Source organism: Rhodospirillaceae bacterium, assembly GCA_040219235.1.
Taxonomy (GTDB): Bacteria; Pseudomonadota; Alphaproteobacteria; order Rhodospirillales; family Rhodospirillaceae; genus WLXB01.
On sequence record JAVJSV010000012.1, the window covers coordinates 166,392 to 189,244 of the forward strand.

The window sequence follows — 22,853 nt, forward strand, 5'->3', positions numbered from 1 at the left end:
CCGGTGAGTAAGTTAAACCTCTATGATGTCTTCTCGCCTCTCTCTTTTTCGGGCCTTTGCCACGGTCAGTGGAATGACCCTGATCAGCCGGATTACCGGGCTGATGCGCGATATTTTGATCGCAGGTGTACTCGGAGCCGGATTGGCTGCTGATGCTTTTTTGATCGCGTTTCAATTCCCAAATCTGTTTCGTCGTCTTTTTGCGGAAGGTGCTTTTTCTGCTGGATTTGTGCCAATTTTCTCTGAAGTTTTTGAGAAAGAGGGCCACGAAAAAGCCCGGCGTTTTGCCGAAGACTCCTTTGCCGTTCTGGCCACAGTCTTGTTTTGCTTTGTGCTTCTGATGATGATCGCCATGCCGATCGCGCTGTTTGCGATAGCCCCCGGCTTTGGCAACATTCCGGGACAAATGGAACGCGCGACGGAACTGGCCCGCATCTCATTTCCGTATCTTCTGTTTATATCCCTGGTGTCGTTGCAGTCCGGTGTTTTGAATGCTTTAGATCGTTTTGCGGCCGCGGCTGTAACACCCGTTCTGCTCAATCTGACACTGATCTCTGCAGTCGCTTTTGCTCTTGCGTCAGGGGTTGATACCTCTGAAGCGCTTGCATGGGGCGTTGCCATTGCCGGTGTCATTCAATTTGCCTGGTTGGCATGGCGTGTGCGTGTTGCAGGCATGCCGCTTGGTCTTGTGCGTCCCCGGTTAACGCCACGGGTGCGGCAACTGCTTCGACGTATTCTACCCGTTGTCTTCGGTGCCAGTCTGTACCAACTCAATCTGCTGGTGGATAAGATCATCGCAACCCTCGTTGCAGTGGGGGCTGTGTCCTGGCTTTACCTCGCAGATCGTGTCAATCAGCTCCCTCTTGGCGTGATTGGTGTGGGCATTGGTGTTGCGTTGTTACCTATGCTCTCGCGATCTATCCAAAGCGATAACGCTGCAGAGGCTCTGAAGGCACAAAATAGAGCCGTTGAAATTAGTTTGATTCTCACACTGCCGGCCGCTGTTGGTATTCTGATTCTAGCGCACCCTATTGCGGCCGTTCTTTATGAGCGTGGGGCCTTTACCGCATCAGACCGCCAAGCCGTTGGGTCTGCTTTGGCGGCGTTCGCTCTGGGTCTTCCCGCCTATGTTCTTATCAAAGCGTTGGCCCCCGGATTTTTTAGCCGTCAAGATACAGCGACGCCGGTCAAGATTTCTGCAGCGGCTATGTTGGTTAACATTGTCTTGAATTTGCTTCTCATGAAATCCTTAGGGCATGTTGGTATTGCCTTAGCAACGGCTGTGTCTGCATGGCTGAACGCTGCGTTACTCGGCGGTATATTAATGCGTCGCGGCCATTTTATTGTCGATCAGCGGCTTGCCAAGCGGATGCCACGTATCTTGATCTCAAGTCTGGTAATGGGCTTTGCTGTGTGGGCTGGTCTTGCTTTGGTGCAAAATCAGCTGGGCACCGTTTTCGGAAGCCCAGGCAAGCAAGCTGGTTCTGAGGTCTTGCGAATCCTTAGCCTTATGAGTTTAGTAGGCGTGGGGGTTGCTGTGTATGGGACCATTCTTTTGAGCAGTGGTGGCGCGGCGCTAGCTGATCTTAAGGGGCTGCGCCGTTCCAGTCTAAAACAAGACTCTTCACCGCCAACTTGACCCCCAACTTGACCCCCAACTTGACCCATTGATACTGCTAGGCTATCCCCGCGCGTCACTAAACTTGTAGCAATATGGCCTGCCTTATGACGTTTCCAACCAATCGTATTCTTTCCGGCATTCAGCCAACTGGCAAAATGCACTTAGGCAACTATCTCGGCGCCTTGAAGAACTGGGATGCGATGCAGTGCGACTACGAGTGTCTGTTTTGCATCGTAGATTTACATGCGATTACAGTTTGGCCAGAGCTTGGGACTCTGGCGGACACCAGTCGTGAGTTTGCGGCCTGCATGATCGCTCTTGGAATTCATCCGGAAGATAACGCCTTGTTTGTGCAAAGCCATGTGCCAGCACATAGCCAATTGGCCTGGGTGTTCAATTGTGTCGCGCGACTGGGCTGGCTGAACCGCATGACCCAGTTTAAAGACAAGGCGGGCAAAAATAAGGAAAAAGCATCGTCTGGGTTGATGGTGTATCCCAACCTCATGGCCGCAGATATTCTGGTGTATAAGGCCAGCCACGTTCCTGTCGGCGAGGACCAAAAGCAGCATCTGGAATTGGCGCGGGATATTGCTCAAAAATTTAATGTCGATACTGGCAAAGAAGTGTTTCCTATGCCAGAACCGGTGATTCAAGGCCCGGCGACCCGTGTTATGAGCCTGCGCGATGGCACTCGAAAGATGTCCAAGTCCGAACCGTCAGATATGTCACGCATCAATCTAACCGACACGGCTGATGTCATTGCAGATAAAATTAAGCGCGCCAAGACGGACCCAGATGTTTTGCCAGACACCCCTGCCGGATTAGAAGGTCGTCCTGAAGCGGCTAACCTGATCAATATTTATGCCGCTCTTGGCGGTTACTCTGTCGAACAGGTCGTGATGGAATTTTCTGGCCAGGGGTTTGGTTCTTTTAAATCTAAATTCGCGGATCTCGCGATTGCCAAACTCGAACCCATCAGTGTTGAAACCAATAAGCTCATGGCTGATCCGGCTGAGATTGACAGAATACTCAAGCTTGGTGCGGACAAGGCAAACGCCTTGGCCGAGCCTGTGTTGGCAGAAGCGTATGCCGCGATTGGGTTCTCACCCCGCGTCTAAATACGCTATTTATACCACCGCTGTTTAGACAATCGCGCAAACCTCGTCGAATTCAAATCTTGGACCGCGCGGGTAGACTTCTTTGTCGTCACCGTATCCTACATTACAAATGAAGTTCACTTTGAATCGTCCATCCGGGAAGAAGGTGCTATTGACTATATCAGCATCAAAACCAGACATTGGGCCGCAATCGAGCCCAAGGGCGCGAGCCGCCATCATCAAATAGGCCCCTTGTAAACTGCCATTGCGGAAGGCGGTCTCATGAATCAGGTCATCATTGCCTGTAAACCAAGCTCTGGCATCCGTGTGCGGGAAGAGCTTTGGCAGATGCTCATAGAATTCCATGTCATAGGCAATAATTACGGTGAGCGGTGCAGACATGGTTTTGGCCAAGTTGCCCTCTGACAATGCTGGTTTTAATTTATCTTTACCTTCAGAAGAAGCGACGAACACGAAGCGTCCTGGCGAGCAATTGGCTGAGGTGGGTGCCATTTTCATGAGATCAAAAACGCGGCGCATCAAATCTTCAGGAACCGGTTTTTGGTGCCAGCTGTTTTGTGTGCGGGCCTCCATGAAAAGAAGATTCAGGCCAGCCTGATCAATTTGTGCGCGTGACATTATGTACCTCTTATCTCTGTCTGGTAATATATGGCCATGGATCTATTGCTTATCAAATTTATTCGCCGCATGTCACTGCTTACCAATTGGTTAGTGCCAAGCACGCTTTGCTTAGTGCTATGCGCCCCGTGGTTAACGTTGTGCACTTATTCTGCTCTCGCTGAAACGATCGCACATGACGTGAAGCGCCAACCCTCAGCGGTTGTCTTGATGTACCATCGGTTTGGTGAAGATCAATTTCCTTCAACAAATACAACAGTCGATCAACTTGGAGACCATATCTCGGCCTTGCAGGAAGGCGGGCATACTGTTGTGCCACTTGATCTTGTGGTTGCGGCTCTTCAGGGTAAAGCGACACTCCCAGATAAAGCGATCGCAATTACGGTTGATGACGCTTATCGATCCTTTTTGGATATTGCGTGGCCCAGGTTTAAGGCTGCAGGGTTTCCGGTCACGCTGTTTGTTGCCACCGAAGGCGTGGAACAGGGTTACAAAGATCTATTAACCTGGGATGAAATAAGAAATTTAAAGGCTGACGGTGTCGGGATTGGCGCTCACAGTCACGGTCATGGACACTATCCGGCATTGAGTGCGGACGCGGTGACTCAAGATCTCAATGACATGTCTGCGGCCTTTGAGTCTGCCCTAGGGGATGTGCCTGACTTATTTGCGTTTCCGTACGGTGAAGCGGGGTTGCTTGATATCAGCACCGTGGAGTTTGCAGGTTTTACTGCTGCGTTTGGGCAGCATTCGGGGGCAATGGGGGTCAACAATGACCGGCACTATCTGCCCCGGTTTGCTTTGAATGAAAATTTTGGCGGCCCCGACAGGTTTCGTCTGGTTATCGATACACTCCCGTTGCCGGTTACCCAGGTGTTTCCGCCAGATCCGATTCTTAAAAAAAATCCCCCTGACATTTTTTTTGAAGTCTCTTCTGTGCTTTCGAATTTGTCCGACGTGAGTTGTTTTGGTCCTTTCGGCGTCAACGTCGAGGCCGTGGTTAAAGAAAATCAGATTCAAGTTCTATCGGACCGCCCTTTTCCTAAAGGGCGCGTGCGCGTGAATTGTACGTTGAAATCAAATGCTCCCGAAACAGCCGGGCGCTGGTATTGGTTTGGTTGGCAAATGATTTCAGAATTCTCGACAGAAGGTACGGATATCCACCAGCGCTATCGTTAGCGAATGATGCACACATTAATGCCTGGCGAGAGGACGGGAACCCTAGTTCCGTGCCAGCGCTTTCATGGTTTCGGGCGTCGCGAGTTGGGCATTGTCGAGCGGGCGTAAACCGTTTACTCGCATAATGGCATGCAATGATTTTACATACGCTGGTCCACGCTCAGAGTAGCGCGTGAGGGTTTCGGCCAGTTTCCAGCCGTCTAAAACCTGTTCATTTGATAGCATTAGGGCGCGCTCTTCTCGAAATTTTGTATACGCCCAGTGCGTATTCAAGTTTCGTGCGTAAGACATAACGGAGTCGAGCGGTGTCTCAAAAGCCCGAACCGCATACTCTTGGCCACCGCGCTGCTGTTTTGGAACAATACCCTCGAATTCGTTCCACACCCATTGTCCGAACAGGGCGTTGCCCTGCCGGGCAAAACGCGACGTACCCCAGGCACTTTCTTCAACGGCTTGGGCCAATGCTAAAGACGTTGGAATGGGAGCAACGCGTAATTTGAGAACGTCTGCGAGTTCTATAAGAGAAATATTCTCTTCCGTTAAATCTATGTGGTACTTCTCCGCTAACTCATCAATCCATGCGACGTCCTCGGTGCTTACATCCTTTTCACCAGCGCCGTCGGGCCCTAAGACATCAATGATCTTTAATAAACGTTGACGGTCCGCAGCAATCTCCTCATTCGCTGTTAGGATGAGCGGCAACACAGATCTAAAAAATAGACGCTTTCGCCGATCTATGACTCGCATCTCTGTTAGGCCCTGAGGCACAGCTGAGATGATGATTCGTGGCACATCTGCCGCGTCAGTGCGCACCCGGTCGAGGGTATAGCCAATGCCTTCAAATGTTTTCTCAAGATTATTGATCGCTAAGGCGTCGCCTGATACTACGAGGGTACTCTCAGGTAATATGCCTACGGTATCTGGATATTGCCCAAGGGCAATGAGCAGCAGTGCCGCAACGAAAACGACCTCGCACTCAAGCAAATATTTGCGAAGTCCGTATGCGGTTGCTCTAGCGCCGCTCATGATAGTAAGTGCAAAGGACGAAGGTGTTGCCATACGACACGGTGCCTAAAACACTTTTGTTAGAGGGTTACCCCCCTAGCTTACAATACGGCTTCCACTTGGACCACCTCAGGTACGTAATGACGCAACATATTTTCAATACCTGATTTCAATGTCATGGTTGAGCTTGGGCAGCCAGCGCAGGCCCCGCGCATGTGCAGGTAAACTGTGCCTTCTTTAAATCCCTTGTAAATGATATCGCCGCCATCTTGGGCGACAGCAGGACGAACGCGTGTTTCGATCAATTCTTTAATTTGATCAATCACCTCTGGATCCACGTTTTCATCTGCAAAAGTGTCATCCTCATCGACACCTGAGGCGCCCTCTAAAAACAGAGATTGTCCAGTGGTGTAGTGATCCATGATGGCACCCAGGACCAACGGCTTGATGACCTGCCAATCCATATCATCCGACTTTGTAATGGTGATGAAATCAGAGCCAAAGAACACAGCAGAAACGCCGTCCAATTCGAAAATGCGTTTAGCGAGTGGCGAGTTTTGTGCGTCCTCAGCCGAGGTGAAATCCGCCACGCCTGTTTCCATGACAGGCTTCCCCGGCAGGAACTTTAGCGTTGCTGGATTGGGGGTCTGCTCCGTTTGAATAAACATCGCGCATCATCCTAACTTAGAATAAGAAACATAACCTCTAATTAGGACTAAATAGGTCCAGTATCAAGGGGGCTGATGAAATCGGGCGCAGCTGTTGGAAAGGCTTACGTGAGCGCGTCGATTTCTTCTGCGGAGAGATTCCCGGGCACTATGGTGACGGGCAACGTGAGTTTACCGGCCAATTTACCAGAAAGAGCGGTGACCAGTGGTCCAGGCCCATCGTCTCCGGTGCCTGCGCCCAATACCAATACGGAAATCTCATCTTGTTCTTTGAGTACGGTGAGCAATTGCTCGTTGGTGTCGCCTTCGCGGAGATAGAGCCCAGGCATATGGCCGGTTTGGCGCTGCACATCTGCGGCGACACGCTGCAGCAACTTCTCTGCCTCGGACCGGGCTTCTGTTTCCATGAGATCAGAGATGCTTGAGAAATGATGAAAGTCTGTTGGCTCAACGGCATGAAAAAGTGCGACATGTCCGTTGGTATGAAGAGCTCTGCGACAGGCAAAACGGAGAGCCGCACTCATCTCTGCAGAAGAGTCCACCACCAATAGAAACGTCCTGGGACGCTCTTTACCCTCTTTGGTTTCCGGTCCGGTATCACGCTCATCGACCATGATCTGCCTATGTTCTTCTGAAAGCAGCCTCAGCTGCCCAGCCTGCCAAAATAGCAAAGACGATGGCAAATATGCCGTATAGGGGTGAAAAATTATGGGCGAAGTCATACACTTCAGCGCCAATGCCAGTTTTAGAAATGATCAAAGGCACAAATTCGCCGCTCACCACATCACCATCTCTGAACAGATAAATCCCAACTTCATAAGCTCCTGTTGGCACATTGGCCGGAAAGTGCAGTTGGGCTCTAAACAGTCTATTCGCAAGTAGCGATATGCTCCCTGCTTCCTTACTGTAAAGGCCGCGGTCGACGTTTAGTCGTATGAGCGCCTCACTATACGCGTCTTTAACAGCTAACGGTTGCCTCACATCTTCAAATTTCAGTTTGAGATTTTCCACACCAATTTCATAAAGGGCGCGTATGCGCTCTGAGGTAAATGTTGAAATGTCTCTATTGCTGGCCACGTTATAAAATGAAGGCACGTCACGTAATTCAATCGCCTCGGTATTGGCCCAAATTGGCCCAAACCTCTCCTTCTTGCGAAGTGTCACGTCCTTGGCCGGACCGCGCACAACAATAACAACATCACCAGGACCATCCGTAGCCCCAAACAATAGAACGTCTGTGCCCGTAAATCCTGTTGTAATGGCGACCAGATGGTTAGAGAGGTCGGCAACCAAGGGTACAGCCTGGGCATGCGCCTGATGCGTGCCGATCATCGCGCAGAATAAGAGAGAGATGAGATGTCCCAGCCTAAACTGTTGTCTAAACTTTTGTCTCAGTCGCCGCTTCACTCGCCTGCACCTCCGAACGAGAAAGGTTCAGTCGGTGTGACCACCAAATCGAAAGCTAGCTTCAGGCAGACCCCAAGAACGATAAGGGCCAGCAGGACACGAAGTTGTTCTCCCCGGAGCTTGGCCCCCATGCGGGCCCCGATTTGTGCGCCAATAACGCCGCCAATCAGCAGGAGCAGCGCTAAAACCACATCCACAGTTTGGTTCACAGTGGCTTGCAGGAACGTTGTGTTGGCCGTGACAAAAATAATTTGAAAAAGAGACGTCCCAATCACAACTTGTGTTGGCATGCCGAGCAAGTAAATCATCGCCGGCACCATCACAAAGCCACCACCGACGCCCATGATGGCAGCGAGAATCCCGACGACAAATCCGATGCCGAGCGGCAAGAGTGCAGAAATATAAAGTTTTGATTTTCTAAAGCGCATCTTAAACGGAAGACCGTGAATCCAGGTGTGGCGTCCAGGGCCACGTGCCGAGCTTGCAGGGCGTCCTGCTGGTGCTTTGCGTTGTCGCACGATGGCATTCATACTTTCGTAGAACATCAGTCCGCCAATAACGCCCAGGAAAATCACATAACAGAGTGAGATCACCAATTCGATCTGGCCGAGTCCGCGCAATACGGAGAATAATGCGACCCCGATACCAGAGCCGATAAACCCGCCGACGGTCAGAACAGCTCCCATGCGGAAATCCACATTGCCGCGCCGCCAATGGGCGAGCACACCAGACACCGAACTTGCGACAATTTGATTGGCTTCCGTGCCCACAGCCACGGCGGGGGGAACGCCAATGAAAAACAGAAGCGGGGTCATGAGAAAGCCGCCACCCACCCCAAACAGGCCAGACAATAATCCGACGACCCCACCCATACCGAGAATGAGGAACACGTTCACCGACATTTCGGCGATGGGGAGGTATATCTGCATGCCGGCTGTCCGGCCCCTCCAAACGGAAAAAATGAATTAGGACAAGGCTTTGTAGGGCTCGGATCGCTCCTTATCAAGGAAAAAGGCGAGCCAGATCGGCGGAGATTAGAAGATTGTGAGTTTAAAAGTGTCTTAGTCTTCGACCGGACCAGAACGTGCGAGGGTCTTTAAATACCAGTCGTAAGTCTTGGCAATCCCGTCTTCCAGCCTCGTTGAGGGCGTCCACCCCAAGTCATTGATACGTTGTGAGTTCATCAGTTTTCGGGGCATGCCATCGGGTTTGGTCGCGTCATTTGTCAACTGGCCTTTAAAGCCAACAACCTTGGCAACCGTTTCAGCAACCTCTTGGATCGCGATATCTTCTCCGTATCCCACGTTGATGATGTCTTCAGATGAGTAATTTTCCATCAGGAATACACAGGCATTGGCAAAATCGTCGACATATAAAAACTCGCGACGTGGCGTGCCGGTGCCCCAAATCTCAAAACTCTCGGCCCCGGTCGTTTTAGCCAAATGGGCTTTCACAATAAGGGCCGATAAAACATGGCTTTCGTTCAGGTCAAAATTATCGCCTGGGCCATATAGATTTGTTGGCATGCACGATATGTAATCGTGGCCATATTGGCGCCGGTAAGCCTGTGCCATCATGATCCCAGCAATTTTGGAGATGGCGTACCACTGATTTGTCGGCTCAAGTGGCCCTGTTAGAAAAGCGTTTTCTGTCATTGGCTGTGGCGCCAGACGCGGATAGATACAGCTTGATCCTAAAAATACCATGCGGTTTACATCCGCCGCGTGAGCTGCAGAAAACACGTTGGTCTCGATTTGAATGTTATCCATCAAAAACTCGACCGGATAAGAGTCGTTGGCCAGAATACCGCCGACCCTGGCTGCGGCCATAAAAATCGCATCGGGTTTCGACTTAGCAAGCCAGTCTGTAACATCATCCTGACGTGTCAAATCCAGGTCGGTATGTGAGATCGTTAGGACCTCGCACTCAAAGTGCTGCAAACGCCGAACGATAGCTGCGCCCACCATGCCTGTATGGCCCGCCACCCATATTCGTTTTCCAGTGAGGGAGTAATGAAGATCAGGCATGTTTAAAGTCAATCGTCCGGCTGAAAGCGACGCGCTTCATCTTGAAGCGTTTTTAAATCGCTCTGCACCATCTCTTTGACCATATCCCGAAAGGAGGTGGTGTGCTTCCATCCGAGTTTCTGTTCAGCTTTTGTAGGGTCGCCCAGCAACAGCTCGACCTCTGTTGGCCGGAAATACCGGGGGTCAATTTCCACTAACACGTCGCCGGAGGCCGCATCGAGACCTTTTTCATCGACACCTTTGCCCTGCCACGTGATGGTGCGGCCAATTTCGGCAAAGGCCAATTCAACGAAAGACCTTACGGTGTGGGTTTCTCCGGTGGCCAGAACATAGTCGTCAGGTTCGGCTTGCTGCACAATGCGCCACATGCCTTCAACATAGTCTCGGGCATGTCCCCAATCGCGTTTGGCATCAATGTTGCCCAGGTAAAGTATATTTTGCTGACCGAGTTCTATGGCCGCGACCGCCCGGGTAATTTTGCGTGTTACAAAAGTTTCACCTCGAATGGGGCTCTCGTGATTAAAGAGAATGCCGTTGGAGGCATGAAAACCATACGCTTCTCTGTAATTCACGGTAATCCAATAGGCATAAAGCTTGGCCACGGCATAGGGCGATCGTGGATAAAACGGTGTCGTCTCGGTTTGCGGTGTTTCTTGTACTTTGCCGTACAATTCTGATGTGGACGCCTGATAGAAGCGGGTGTTCTTCATGCCAAGAATACGCATCGCTTCAAGCAGGCGCAGTGTCCCCATCGCATCTGAGTTTGCGGTATACTCTGGCGTTTCAAAAGAGACCTGCACATGACTCTGAGCGGCCAGATTGTATATCTCGTCTGGCTGTACTTCCTGCACCAACCTGATCAGGTTGGTGGCGTCGGTCAGATCGCCGTAATGCAGAAAAAACTGAACCCCTGATTTATGGAAATCTTGGTACAGATGATCAATTCTGCTGGTGTTAAATGAAGAAGACCTGCGTTTAACCCCATGCACCGTATAGCCCTTATCGAGCAAAAGTTCGGCGAGGTAAGCACCGTCTTGTCCAGTCACACCGGTGATCAGGGCTATTTTATTCGACATGAATATTCCATTGGGCTTTTAAGAAACATCTGATCATAGGCGTGGGGTCCAGCCTCGGGCAAGGGATCGCTGTGGTGCTCAGGCTGTTACCAGAGTTTCATTTCATTACAGAGTTTGCGAAAGTGTGTTTTACCTCATATAGGCCAGCAGACGTTTATAGCCAGTAGAGGTTTATAGATTGTGAAGTGTACATAAAATGAACAAGCCTGCTGAGGCTCCAAAACTCTTCTTTATCGGTGCCCGGGGGCATGCCCGTGTACTCCTCTATATTCTTCAGCAACAAGGTGTGAAAATTGAGGGCCTGACAGACTTAGATCTCAGCCTCAAAGGCACGGATGTCTATGGTGTGCCAGTGTTGGGCGATGACGATATTCTCAAATCTTATGAGCCCGTAAACATTAAATTGGTCAATGCGGTCGGCAATGCGCCGCGCTCAGGACGGTCGGGCTTACACGTCCGACGGGCGCTCTTTGAGCGGTTCAAGTCTAAAGGCTATGGCTTTGCTACGATCATCAGCGATGACGCCCTGGTGTCTGATCGCGCCACCTTAGACGAAGGGGTTCAGGCGGTGACGCGCTCACTTGTGCATCCCGGTGTAAAGGTCGGGCAAAATACCATCTTGAATACGGGCGCAAGTCTTGACCACGATTGTTGGGTTGGGGCGCACAGTCATATTGCCCCTTGGGCGGTGTTATGTGGTGGCGTCACCGTCGGCACGGAGTGTCACATTGGGGCGCGATCCGTATTGATCCCCGGAATAAAGGTCGGGGATGGGGCTGTTGTTGGTGCTGGCGCCGTTGTCACCAGCGATGTTGCCGCTGGAGAGACCGTCGTCGGCAATCCCGCACAGCCGATTTCTGTCAAATAAGGATAGATTTAACCATCGATCAGAGCGTGGTGAATCTCGGACGAGTCAGGTATCTTGTCCGCCCCGTACAAAAGGACGGCAGAATCTTTCTGTGAAATCTCTCAGCAGCATATTTACCCAGCCGCGCAATCTTATTGTGCTGATGCACGATACAGCCATGGCCTTCATTGCCCTGGGCATTGCTTTTTTTCTGCGCCTGGGGCCTGGCATGTTCGATCAGATGGGGGTCGTACTCCAGCTTTCTGCGGTCTATGCAGCCCTCGCTCTGGTTGTGTATCTGTTTACCGGATTGTACCGTCACGTCTGGGCCTACGTTTCCTTCGCTGATGGCGTAAATATTGTCCGCTCAGCGACATTGGTTGCTCTCGCATTTCTTCCTCTGATGTTTCTGTTTACCCGGCTGGAGGATTTGCCCCGGTCGGTTCCGATTATTGGCTGGTTTGTCCTGGTTGTGATTCTGGCTGGCCCGCGTCTCGCCTTTCGTCTGATTAAGGACCGCCGTTTTGGATTTTTTGGCACCGTCCATGCGGTGCCAACACCCGTACTACTCATTGGAGCTGGCGACGACGCAGCGCATTTTATGCGTGCGACCAAACTGGATCCTCAGAGCCAGTATCTTGTTGTTGGTTTGGTGACGGCAACGCCGACCCGTGTGGGTCAAATCATGCACGGGGCCGAAGTGCTTGGGCAGGACAATGATATCGAAGTCATCATTGAACGCCTGACATCGCGCGGGTTAAGACCCAAACGCCTGATCCTGGCGCGGCCAGAAAATCAGCGCGATATTCTGGGCGAGCTCCTGCGGGTCTCTCAAGACACTAATATTCCTCTGGCCAAGCTGCCGCCTGTGACGGATGTCCGCAGCTATGATGAGCCAGATTTTGCGCCCCGGCCCATTCTGCTTGAAGATCTTCTTGGGCGCCCACCGCGCAGCCTAGACCGGGACGCCATGCAGGCATTGATCAAAAGCAAGCGCATCCTCATTACCGGGGCTGGTGGGTCTATCGGATCTGAACTGGTGCGCCAGATTGCCGCGGCGGGCCCCCTCAACGTGGCGCTGCTCGATCATGGAGAATTTAACCTCTACACGATTGAGATGGAGACACGAATCAATTGGCCAGCCCTGGATATCCAGCCGATCATTGCGGATGTGCGTGATAGCATTCGTATCAATTCTGTTATTGGCACGTTTAAGCCAGATATCGTGTTTCACGCTGCCGCCCTAAAACATGTTCCCATGGTTGAGCATAATCCCTTGGAAGGGCTTGCGACCAATGTGATTGGGACCCGCATTGTTGCGGATGCCTGTCAGGTCCACGGTGTGCCGGAGATGGTCTTGATTTCTACAGACAAGGCCGTGAACCCGTCGAACGTGATGGGCGGCGGCAAACGCCTCGCGGAGATGTATTGTCAGGCTGTAGATATCGATGGTCAGGGAACGCGCTACATTACGGTCCGGTTTGGTAACGTGCTGGGGTCGACGGGCTCGGTCGTGCCGTTGTTCCAGAAACAATTAGCCGCTGGCGGGCCGTTGACGGTGACCCACCCTGATATTCAGCGCTACTTCATGACGGTTGAAGAAGCTGTTGAGCTGGTGCTTCAAGCCGCTGCGTTAGGTCCCAGCCGCGACGATAAAGGTGGAACCTACGTTCTTGATATGGGCACGCCCGTAAAAATCATGGACTTGGCGCGTCAGGTGATTCGCCTGGCCGGTAAAATCCCAGAGACTGAGATCAAAATTGAAATCACTGGCCGGCGGCCCGGCGAAAAACTCACCGAAGAGCTTTTCCATGAGGATGAGCCCCCAGTCCCAACCGATATGGATGGGATTCTCATTGCCCGCTCAAGGTCTCAATCGACATCCTTTACTGAACTGGCCTCAAAAATGGACCAATTGGCCGAGGCATGTGCCGCGCAGAATGAGCGGGCAGCGATGAAGATCCTCTTTGAGTTGGTGCCCGAGTTGAACCGTGAAATCCCAATGCCAGAGTCCCTCAGCAGCCCTGCTCCGCCGCCAAAGCTAAAATTGGCCACGTAGTCTTTGAACGGCGTATAAGCCGTTTTCCCGGCTGTGCAGGCATGTTAAACCCCGTCTCTCCGTTGCTCTAAAATTCGCTCCCAATCAATTCCGAGGTCTCCATGTCTGCTCCCGCCGTTCGTCGCGCTTTACTCTCAGTTTCCGACAAATCGGGCCTTGTGGAGTTTGCCAAGTTTCTGGCGGAGAAAGGCGTGGAACTGGTTTCAACCGGCGGCACCGCGAAAGCCATCGCAGAGGCGGGGTTGGCCGTTCGCGAAGTGTCAGACCTGACCGGGTTTCCTGAAATGCTGGATGGCCGGGTGAAAACCCTTCATCCCAATGTACATGGCGGGCTGCTGGGTGTGCGTGGCAATGCAGAGCACGAAGCGACCATGGCTGAGCACAAGATCTCTCCCATCGACTTGATTGTCGTTAATTTGTATCCCTTTGAAAAAACAGTTGCCGCAGGTGCCGATTTTGCGACCTGCATCGAGAACATCGACATCGGTGGGCCCGCCATGATCCGCTCCGCTGCAAAAAACCATGCCGGGGTTGCCGTTGTGGTGGACCCGCAGGACTACGCCCAGGTCAAAGCAGATATGGCGGCCAACGGCGGTGCAGTGTCTGAAGATTTGCGCACGATTCTTGCCGCGCGTGCCTTCTCAAGAACGGCGGCCTATGACAGTGCCATCTCAACCTGGTTTGCTGATCAACTGGGTGAAACGTTCCCCCGGTGGCTGTCGACCACTGGCACAAAGAAGCAGGATTTGCGCTACGGTGAAAACCCACACCAAGAAGCCGCGCTTTACTTAACGGGCGATTCACGGCCCGGCGTTGCCACAGCGCAGCAGGTTCAGGGCAAAGAGCTGAGTTATAACAACATCAATGATACGGACGCGGCCTTTGAATTGGTGGCTGAGTTTGAACAACCAGCCGTTGCGATCATCAAGCATGCCAATCCGTGTGGCGTCGCGGTTGCCGGTGATTGTCTGTCAGCCTATGCCAAAGCACTGGCCTGCGACCCTGTGTCCGCATTTGGAGGCATTGTCGCGCTCAACCGTCCGCTTGACGAAGCGCTGGCGCTGAAGATCACCGAGCTGTTTACGGAAGTCGTGATTGCACCAGAGGCCGATGATGCGGCCAAGAAAGTGTTTTCAAAGAAAAAGAATTTACGTCTTCTGTTGACCGGCAGCATGCCGGATGTGTCTGCACCCGCCCGGATGATCAAGCCCGTTGCCGGCGGTTTATTGGCCCAAACCAAAGACACAGGCCATATCCGTTCAGGTGATCTCAAGGTCGTGACAGCGGTCAAGCCGTCAGAACATCAGATTGATGACATGCTGTTCGCCTTTACCATCGCGAAACACGTTAAATCCAACACCATTGTCTACGCCAAAGACGGCGCCACAGTGGGTATTGGTGCCGGGCAGATGAGCCGGGTTGACTCCGCGCGTATCGCTGCGGCCAAAGCGCGTGATGCCGCCGCTGAAGCGGGTTTAGATACGCCAGCAACCGTTGGTTCTGTTGTGGCGTCTGATGCGTTTTTCCCGTTCACCGATGGCTTGCTCGCAGCTGTTGAGGCGGGGGCGACCGCGGTCATTCAGCCTGGTGGGTCTATTCGCGATGATGAGGTTATTGCCGCGGCGGATGAAAAAGGTCTGGCGATGGTCTTTACGGGCATGCGCCACTTTAGGCACTAAGGCGTTGATGCTTAGACCGTTTGCTTGGGTTCTTTGACAGTCTGTAAAAGTATCAAGCCAACAATAAGAAACACCAATATTGTCGCCATTCCAATACGCTGACTCCCGGCCAGCGCCGTAACGCCTCCTACGGCAAAAGGTCCGACAAAGCTGGTGACTTTTCCAGAGACGGCATACAAGCCAAACATCTCACCCCGCATTGCAGGAGGAGCGAGCCGCGCCATGAAGGTTCTGCTTGCGGCTTGCACGGGTCCAAAGAACGTACTCATGATCAGTGCCGCAATCCAAAACTGCGGCACGGTTTGTGCGATGAGAACGCCGATGGCCGATAGAGTAAGGGCGGATAAACTGATCGTCAGAGTCAGCTTGGATCCATAACGATCATCAACCCAGCCAAACACAGCGGCTCCTAAACCGGCGGTCACATTGAGGGCGATGCCAAAAATAATAATGTCTTCGAGCGTCATCCCAAAGGTGCCAGCCGCGTAAATGCCGCCGAACGCAAACATGGTGTTGACGCCGTCAATGTAAACCATACGTGCGATGAGAAAGCGGAAACTGTTGGCGTTTTGTTTCACATTACGCAGCGTCGCGATCAGAGTTGATATCCCCTGTTTTATGGCCGCTGTAAGTGGGACCTGCGTGCTGGGCGTGTCGGGCGTAAAAGCAAACAACGGCCACGTAAACAACGCGATCCAAACAGCGGTTAGTAAGAGCGTTGCGCGAACATGCTCAGCGTCGTTTGTATCCAGGTTAAACGGGGCTGGATCCGCCTGAATAAATCCAACTAAGGCCAAAACCAGGCATATCAATCCACCCGCATAGCCAAGACCCCACGCCAGCCCTGAAACGCGACCTAAGCGATCGGGTGTTGTCAGGCTTGGAAGCATGGTGTTGTAGAAAACCAACCCAACTTCAAAGCCGACCGTGCCAAATACCACCAGGGTCAGGGCCAGGGGAATGGAGTCTGTTCCCGGCTTGGCAAACCACAGCGCGGCTGTGGCCACCACGCACATCAGTGTAAAAAAAGCCAGCCAGGGCTTTCTGCGACCCGTATGGTCTGCAATCGCGCCGGAGATCGGGCTCGTCAGCGCAATAATCACGCCAGCAATTCCAGTGGCTAACCCCCAGAGGGACGTGCCTGTTGTTGGATCTGGCGCAATGGCTTGGGTGAAATAAGCTGAAAAGACAAATGTGGAAACGACGGTTGTGAAGCCTGAGTTTCCAAAATCAAAAAAGGCCCAAGCCCACAACCCTTTCTGAGAGGTCTTGGGGGTCTGAGGAGTAATGGCTGTCATAACAAACCGGCGTGCTGCCGGATTTTATTGGCCAAGTGCAAGGCTTGCGCCCCCTCTGCGCCCGAGGCTATAAGGCTGTCTTGATTTTGAGTGAGTTGGGCAAACGCCCGCAGTTGCGCCCGCAAGGCATCACGATCATCCACCTTAACTTCTGTTTCCGTGCTGCTTTGAATTTCAACAACCGTCTTCGCCGCAAAGTCGATCCGGTATTGCGACGTGCCAACGCCTATTTGTAAATCTCTATGCTGTGTTTTTGCCGCCCGGCTGACTTGGAACTGCGCGGTCGATTGATCATCAAATATAAGATGCGTCGTAATATCTTCTGTCGTCGCGCCGGGTGCAACGCTGATAGAGGCAACGTCTGACTCTAAAAACAACGTCATGAGGTCCAGATCGTGAATCATCAGATCAAGAACAGCATCCACATCGTAGTTTCGCGGTGATGGTAAATGAAGTCTGCGCGCACTGAAGCTGGAAACAGCATGCCCGTCTTTTATTTTATCACGCAGAACACGGCGCAGCGTCAGAATCGTTGGATTAAACCGTTCGATATGGCCGATTGCCAGCGCAGCGCCGCCAGCGCCAGCAGCCTTAATAATGGCCTGTGCTTCATCATCATCAACAGCAATGGGTTTTTCAATCAGGCAGGCGATACCAGCTTCCAGCAATGGGACTGCGACTGCGCGGTGGTGTCGCGTTGATACAGCGATAACGGCCATATCAATCTGTCCAACCAAATCGTTTATGTTGCTGATGGCTTTACAGGTGAAGTCTTGCGCAACCTGTTTTGCAACATCGGTCTGTTGATCACTCACAGCGACCAGGTCAACCACCTCGACGTCGGCGCAGGCTCTGGCATGATGCATCCCCATGCGCCCTAAGCCGATGACGGCGACCCTAGGCGTGGTGTTCGTATTCATAACACTCAGGCGCTTAGGTGTTTAAAGCTGCGCGGATGGCGGCAATCACCCGGTCTTGAGCCTCTGGCGTCAAGTAAGGGTGCATAGGTAGGCTGACGACCTGGGCCGCAATTTTTTCCGTAACGGGCAGCCCGTTTCCGGCAACTGGAAAGCCAGCATAAGGGTTATGGGTATGCAGGGGGTGTCTATAAAACACCGCCGTGGGAATGTTGTCGGCAGACAAGCGTTCCACGATCAAATCACGCTGATCTGACACAATTGTATACTGCGCCCAGACGGACGTTGCGCCGTCAATCACCTGGGGTGTCTGAACGATGTCATGCAGACCGTCATGATATCTGTTTGCAACCGCGTTGCGTTTTTCGCATTCGTCGTCAAAAATTTTCAGCTTCTGCAATAAGACGGCGGCCTGAATGGAATCAAAGCGCGCTGTGAGTCCTAAAGACTCTGCTTTTACACTGCGGCCGCCATTGCCATGAACCCGCATATTTTTCATACGCTCATAGAGGGCCGTGTCGTCCGTTAGAACAGCACCACCGTCGCCATAGCACCCGAGGGGCTTGGAGGGGTAAAAGCTGGTGCCGGTCACGCGCCCGAGGGACCCAACCGGAGAACCCTTGTAAGCGGCCCCAAAACTTTGGGCGCCATCATCAAGAATCCAAAGGCCGTGCTGTTCGGCAAATGCGCGTATTGGATCAAAATCAGCCGGCTGGCCAAAAAGGTCGACGGTCATAATGGCACGCACTGTTATGTTTGCACGCGCGGCGGCCTGTAACGCGGCTTCAAGGTTATCGGGATCCATGTTGAACGTGTGCGGATCAATATCCACGAACACGGGTGTTGCGCGGCGCAAGGCGATAACTTCAGCAGACGATGTAAATGTAAAAGAGGGCACCAAAACGCCATCGCCGGGGCCGATGTCCGCCGCCATTAAGGGCAGAACCAGGGCGTCCGTGCCGCTGGCGCAGGACAGGCAATGTTTGACGCCTGCGCGCTTGGCCATCTGATCTTCGACCTCTGCGACCTCCGGCCCCATAATAAAGGCGCCGTGCTCTAAAACACGGGCGATCGCGTCATCAATGTCCTGGGAAATGCGTGCCCGTTGGGCTTGAAGATCGATAAACGACAAGGGCGGGGACGTTGTATCGCGCATAAATCATACCTATCGGCGGGCAGAGTTGGCCACTATACCTCAATGCGGGAACTATGCGGCCAAAAGAAGGCGCAACCTACAACTTCGGCCTGACTCTTGTAAACGCGGAGTTGATAACGAGTTTGGGTCCGCCAGTCTAAACCTGGACAATCTTGCGTCAGGACCGTTTACTGCGGGGCAGTATGCGTAAATCCTTTACTGCGGAGCAGTATGAGTAAATCAGAGACATCAAACCAAACGGGCCCGTTGCTGCGCCGACTGGTCAAAGAGGCCGTCGCGCCCTATGCCTCAAGGTTGGCCATGGCCGCCGTATTTATGGTCCTGGTCGCGGCCATGACAGCGGCGCTGGCGTGGCTGATGGACCCTGTCGTCAATCGCGTGTTCGTCGAACGGCGCAGTGATTTATTATGGTCTGTTGGCGGGGCCGTTTTTGCGGTGTTTGCCATCAAAGGCGCCGCCACGTATGCCCAAACGATTCTGATGACGGGCGTCGGGCAGTCTGTGCTGATGGACATGCAGAACCGCCTGTTCCGGCACCTCATGACTCAAGACCTGGCGTTCTACCAAAGACACTCTACGGGCAGTCTGATTTCACGCTTCACCACCGATATTGGGATGATGCGTCAAGCCGTGTCCACGGCGCTTACGGGTCTTGGGAAAGACAGTCTCTCGGTCATTTTTTTGGTGGCGGTGATGTTCTATCAAGACTGGTTGTTGGCCACGATTGCCTTTGTCGTATTTCCCGCAACCGTCATCCCGATTACGCGGCTGGGGCGGCGCTTGCGCCACGTCACCGCCGACACCCAGGTTCAAACCGGTGGCCTGATGACCGTATTACAGCAAACGTTTTCCGGAATGCGGTTGGTCAAGTCCTACCAATTGGAAGATTACGAGATCAAACAAGCCGCGGGTATGACCCGGTCCGTGCGTGACTTGGTCATGGGGGCTGAGCGGATCAAGGCCATCTCTAGTCCGCTGATGGAAACCGTTGGCGGTGTAGCGGTCACCATCGTCATTGTGTATGGCGGCTGGCGGGTCATCCAAGACACCACCACGCCGGGGGCCTTCTTTTCCTTTATCACGGCGTTGTTGATGGCCTACCGGCCAATGAAGGCCCTGGCAAATCTCAACTCTCAAATTCAAGAGGGCTTGGCTGGGGCAGAGCGTCTGTTCGCGCTACTTGATGAGCACTCAGACCTCAAAGAACAGGCACACGTAAAACCGCTCCAAATTAACGGGGGCGGCATTCGCTTCAATAAAGTTTCGTTTTCCTATGAGGATCAAACGCAAGTCCTGCGTGAGCTTTCGCTAGAGGCTTTGCCAGGCAAGACGACGGCGTTGGTTGGTCCGTCTGGCTCTGGCAAAACAACAATCCTTAATTTGATTCCACGGTTTTTTGATCCGGTCTCCGGGGCCGTTGAAATTGATTCCCAAGACATCAAAAGAGCAACGCTGACCTCAGTCCGGGCGTCAATTGCCCTGGTCACGCAAGACGTGCTTCTGTTTGATGACACCGTGGCAAACAATATTCGCTTTGGGAAACCCGATGCGACGCATGAAGAAATTGTGGCTGCGGCAAAAGCAGCGGACGCCGATGTGTTTATCACGGCCATGAAAAACGGCTATGAAACGCTGGTTGGTGAACGGGGTGAGTCCCTGTCAGGGGGGCAGCGTCAGCGCATTGCCATCGCCCGGGCGATTCTTAAAAATGCACCGATCTTATTGTTGGACGAGGCCACCAGTGCCCTCGACGCAGAGACTGAAACGCAAGTGCAGGCGGCCATGGACGCGCTCCGCAAAGATCGCACGACGGTGGTGATTGCGCACCGGTTGGCAACGGTCCAACACGCTGACTGCATTCATGTAGTGGTCGATGGCCAGGTTGTTGAAAGCGGTCGTCACGATGACCTGATCGCCCAGGATGGCGCGTATGCGCGTTTGTATCGTTTACAATTTGCGGCGTCAGATGCCGTCGATACAGCCGCAGCTTAGCGGCGCTCTAAAATCAGTTTCTCGAAAACGTCTGATATTTCATCGATTGCAGACGTATCGTTAAATAATAGAGCTGAACTCGCAGCTATTTTATTTCGCACAGCCGTACGAAAAGGCAGATCATGCACAAGGCGATAGGCGGTCTCGACGTAACCTTGTGTACTGTTGACCACGCAGTCCAGGACATCCATTTTTCTGTAAAAGGCGAGGGTGTGTCGCCCCCTCATAAAGCGCCCTGGCCAATGCACGATAGGTGTGCCGGTTGCTAAGCTTTCAAGGCTGGTTTTACCACCGGCCCAATGGGGGATATCCAATAAGACGTCTACACAGCGCAGCAGGGCGATAAAGTCTTTGCTGGGAACGCGCTTTAACATTCTAACCCGGTCCATATTATCGCCGGCTTTTTGCGCCAGGCGAGACAGGAAAAGCTCATCGGCATGGTCGGTCAGCGACATAAAATAGAGTCTGGCTGCCGCATCCTTCTCGAGTAGTCCTGCGGCAATATCGTCGAAATCCGGGTGAATTTTATACAAGCTTTGCGCGCACAGATAAGCAGGTGCATCTGCGATCATTCCAAAGCTGCTTTTGTCCTGCACCATTTCTGGAACGGCGGGCGCTTTCACACAGACCGATAAACCATCAAGCGGTATCAACTGCTCGGTATAGTGTTCTTGAGCGTCCTGTGGCTCCATATCTGCAACAGACAGAAAGAAATCCATATTTGGAATGCCCGTCGTCACCGGGTGTCCCCACCCCATAACCTGCACTGGCGCAGACCGGGCGAAGGCCAAAAAGTACACCAGGTCTTCCATGCCAACTTCCGGGAAGTAAATCAGATCGGCGGCAACCTGAGCAATTTTCTCTCTGGCTTGGATCAGGTTATCTGGCAGATCAATGACCTCATCCGCAGCGCGCGCAAGAACAGGGGCCAAGGGGTCCTCAATGGGCAAAACCGGGCAGCGCAACAACACAACCTCAAACCGGTCGCGATCCAGGTGCTCAATTAAACCCCGGCACAAATAGCCCACCGTATGGTTGCGGAGAAAACTGGAGAGAATTCCAATTCTATATTTCGAGTGTGCGGGCCTCTTTCCAATATGAGGGGCCGTGCGTGCCAGATCCGGACAACAGCTCAGATAAAACGCCGCAATGCGCTGCTGAATTTCTTTATCGTCTTCGCCCTGATAAGTCAGATAGAAATTGGTAAATCCGCCAGCGCTGTAGGGGTCTTTCACGGCTGTGCGTGGTAGCTCGTTTAAAGCGGACAGTATGGCCTGGCGGCTTGTTTGAATTTCTGTGACGCTTTGGCTGATCACGGGAAGGGCCAGCACGCTTTTTAACTGGGTCAGCGCTCTGAACTCAGGATCAACATCCAGTTCTACAACGCGCGCGTAAAGGGATCTTGCTTGTTCTGTACGCCCAAGTTTTTCTTCGGTCTCTGCTAGATAGTACAGCGCCTCCGGATGGTTTGGCATTTCCACAAGCACGCGGCTTAGCTCTGTGTGGGCAGCTTCAAGTTTGCGGATCGATAGGTACGCTTGGCCGAGCAGAAGCCGTGCCACGCTGTTTTCTGAATTTGCAGCCACGGCCAAGTCTGCTGCAGTAATTGCGAGGCGCGGTTGCCCGAGTGCCAGCCGCGCGTGTGCCAAATGCTGCAGAATTTTACTGTCGTTGGGGCGCAGGTCGGCCGCTTTGGTGAGCCATCCTTCTGCCTGAAGATAAAAGCCGTGATCTAACAGCAGCCGACCACAATTTAACGCCGCCGCCGCATGTGACGGGTTCATTTGAAAAACCTGCTGAAAGGCATCCACGGCCTCTTCAACGCGGCCCATGCGGGCAAGGGCCGCCCCAAGTGTATTGAGAATCTCAGGGGTGTTTGGTTTTGAAGTGTTGGCTTTGGTGAGTACGCGGACAGCCTCTTCTTCTTGATCTTGGAGATAGTAGACGCTCCCAATTTTATAAAGCGCATCCACCGATTCTGGCTGAATCAACAGCGCATTTTCAAATTGCAGCTTGGCTTCGGCAGTCCGCCCTTGTGCGAGAAGGTCATCACCCGCCGCCATACATCGGACATACAGCCTTAATGTATCGTGGTCTGCTTCAGCATGAGAGGTGTCAGGTGGCTGTGTCATTCCAGCAGCGTGTTTCGATTACGATCAATACGCACCTTAATGATATTTCGTTGC

General features: G+C 52.7%; 19 protein-coding genes. 7 read left to right on the forward strand and 12 right to left on the reverse strand.

Translation table 11 applies throughout. The features are described from left to right. The first annotated feature begins 22 nt into the window (after positions 1 to 22). Together murJ and trpS are read left to right on the forward strand one after the other, a co-directional pair. A complete protein-coding gene (murJ, locus tag RIC29_11015; GenBank protein MEQ8735446.1) occupies positions 23 to 1,639 on the forward strand; it encodes a murein biosynthesis integral membrane protein MurJ in 1,617 nt (538 codons plus the stop codon). A gap of 86 nt (positions 1,640 to 1,725) precedes the next feature. Continuing rightward, on the forward strand, positions 1,726 to 2,739 hold the full coding sequence (gene trpS / locus RIC29_11020) for a tryptophan--tRNA ligase (GenBank protein ID MEQ8735447.1): 1,014 nt from the start codon (positions 1,726 to 1,728) through the stop codon (positions 2,737 to 2,739). Between the two features lie 24 nt (positions 2,740 to 2,763). On the opposite strand, the gene RIC29_11025 is transcribed toward trpS, so the two are convergent. After that, positions 2,764 to 3,357, reverse strand: a complete 594-nt coding sequence (locus tag RIC29_11025; GenBank protein MEQ8735448.1) for a malonic semialdehyde reductase — start codon at positions 3,355 to 3,357, stop codon at positions 2,764 to 2,766. Positions 3,358 to 3,567: 210 nt separating this feature from the next. On the opposite strand from RIC29_11025, the gene RIC29_11030 reads away from it, so the two are divergent. Then, complete coding sequence (locus tag RIC29_11030) at positions 3,568 to 4,536, forward strand: polysaccharide deacetylase family protein (protein ID MEQ8735449.1); 969 nt, start codon at positions 3,568 to 3,570, stop codon at positions 4,534 to 4,536. A 42-nt stretch (positions 4,537 to 4,578) separates the two neighbouring features. Here RIC29_11030 and RIC29_11035 read toward each other — a convergent pair whose 3' ends face one another. The 7 genes from RIC29_11035 to gmd all read right to left on the reverse strand — a co-directional run bounded on the left by RIC29_11035 (position 4,579) and on the right by gmd (position 10,719). Further along, positions 4,579 to 5,562: a glucosaminidase domain-containing protein gene (locus tag RIC29_11035; GenBank protein MEQ8735450.1), complete on the reverse strand. Its 984-nt coding sequence runs from the start codon at positions 5,560 to 5,562 to the stop codon at positions 4,579 to 4,581. Between the two features lie 80 nt (positions 5,563 to 5,642). After that, a complete protein-coding gene (locus RIC29_11040) occupies positions 5,643 to 6,209 on the reverse strand; it encodes a NifU family protein (protein MEQ8735451.1) in 567 nt (188 codons plus the stop codon). Between the two features lie 104 nt (positions 6,210 to 6,313). Then, the gene (locus RIC29_11045) at positions 6,314 to 6,823 is read right to left on the reverse strand and encodes a universal stress protein (GenBank protein MEQ8735452.1); all 510 of its coding nucleotides are present in this window, start codon (positions 6,821 to 6,823) and stop codon (positions 6,314 to 6,316) included. Positions 6,824 to 6,830: 7 nt separating this feature from the next. Next, positions 6,831 to 7,616, reverse strand: a complete 786-nt coding sequence (locus RIC29_11050) for a TIGR02186 family protein (protein MEQ8735453.1) — start codon at positions 7,614 to 7,616, stop codon at positions 6,831 to 6,833. Continuing rightward, positions 7,613 to 8,545 carry a sulfite exporter TauE/SafE family protein gene (locus RIC29_11055; GenBank protein MEQ8735454.1) on the reverse strand — a complete coding sequence of 311 codons (933 nt, stop codon included), beginning with the start codon at positions 8,543 to 8,545 and terminating at the stop codon, positions 7,613 to 7,615. Before RIC29_11055 ends, RIC29_11050 begins: the two co-directional genes overlap by 4 nt. Positions 8,546 to 8,677: 132 nt before the next feature. Continuing rightward, complete coding sequence (locus RIC29_11060; GenBank protein MEQ8735455.1) at positions 8,678 to 9,643, reverse strand: GDP-L-fucose synthase; 966 nt, start codon at positions 9,641 to 9,643, stop codon at positions 8,678 to 8,680. Positions 9,644 to 9,651: 8 nt separating this feature from the next. Next, positions 9,652 to 10,719 carry a GDP-mannose 4,6-dehydratase gene (gene gmd, locus RIC29_11065; GenBank protein MEQ8735456.1) on the reverse strand — a complete coding sequence of 356 codons (1,068 nt, stop codon included), beginning with the start codon at positions 10,717 to 10,719 and terminating at the stop codon, positions 9,652 to 9,654. A gap of 196 nt (positions 10,720 to 10,915) precedes the next feature. Here gmd and RIC29_11070 point away from each other — a divergent pair, with 196 nt between their 5' ends. From RIC29_11070 to purH, 3 genes are all read left to right on the forward strand, one after another. Next, positions 10,916 to 11,587, forward strand: coding sequence for an acetyltransferase (locus RIC29_11070; protein ID MEQ8735457.1), 672 nt, complete (start codon positions 10,916 to 10,918; stop codon positions 11,585 to 11,587). A gap of 91 nt (positions 11,588 to 11,678) precedes the next feature. Further along, entirely contained in the window at positions 11,679 to 13,625 is a 1,947-nt protein-coding gene (locus RIC29_11075) for a nucleoside-diphosphate sugar epimerase/dehydratase (GenBank protein MEQ8735458.1), read from the forward strand. A 101-nt stretch (positions 13,626 to 13,726) separates the two neighbouring features. Then, entirely contained in the window at positions 13,727 to 15,304 is a 1,578-nt protein-coding gene (purH, locus tag RIC29_11080) for a bifunctional phosphoribosylaminoimidazolecarboxamide formyltransferase/IMP cyclohydrolase (protein ID MEQ8735459.1), read from the forward strand. Between the two features lie 11 nt (positions 15,305 to 15,315). Here the strand turns inward: purH and RIC29_11085 are convergent, their stop codons facing one another. From RIC29_11085 to RIC29_11095, 3 genes are read right to left on the reverse strand one after another with little or no spacing between them, the layout of a single operon-like run. Continuing rightward, a complete protein-coding gene (locus RIC29_11085) occupies positions 15,316 to 16,602 on the reverse strand; it encodes an MFS transporter (GenBank protein MEQ8735460.1) in 1,287 nt (428 codons plus the stop codon). Further along, on the reverse strand, positions 16,599 to 17,522 hold the full coding sequence (locus RIC29_11090; GenBank protein ID MEQ8735461.1) for a Gfo/Idh/MocA family oxidoreductase: 924 nt from the start codon (positions 17,520 to 17,522) through the stop codon (positions 16,599 to 16,601). The genes RIC29_11085 and RIC29_11090 overlap by 4 nt, the downstream gene beginning before the upstream one ends. Before the next feature lie 13 nt (positions 17,523 to 17,535). After that, entirely contained in the window at positions 17,536 to 18,675 is a 1,140-nt protein-coding gene (locus tag RIC29_11095) for a DegT/DnrJ/EryC1/StrS aminotransferase family protein (GenBank protein MEQ8735462.1), read from the reverse strand. Positions 18,676 to 18,885: 210 nt separating this feature from the next. Here RIC29_11095 and RIC29_11100 point away from each other — a divergent pair, with 210 nt between their 5' ends. After that, positions 18,886 to 20,667 carry an ABC transporter transmembrane domain-containing protein gene (locus RIC29_11100; protein MEQ8735463.1) on the forward strand — a complete coding sequence of 594 codons (1,782 nt, stop codon included), beginning with the start codon at positions 18,886 to 18,888 and terminating at the stop codon, positions 20,665 to 20,667. Here the strand turns inward: RIC29_11100 and RIC29_11105 are convergent. Continuing rightward, the gene (locus RIC29_11105; protein ID MEQ8735464.1) at positions 20,664 to 22,799 is read right to left on the reverse strand and encodes a tetratricopeptide repeat protein; all 2,136 of its coding nucleotides are present in this window, start codon (positions 22,797 to 22,799) and stop codon (positions 20,664 to 20,666) included. The genes RIC29_11100 and RIC29_11105 overlap by 4 nt on opposite strands. Between the last annotated feature and the right edge of the window lie 54 nt (positions 22,800 to 22,853).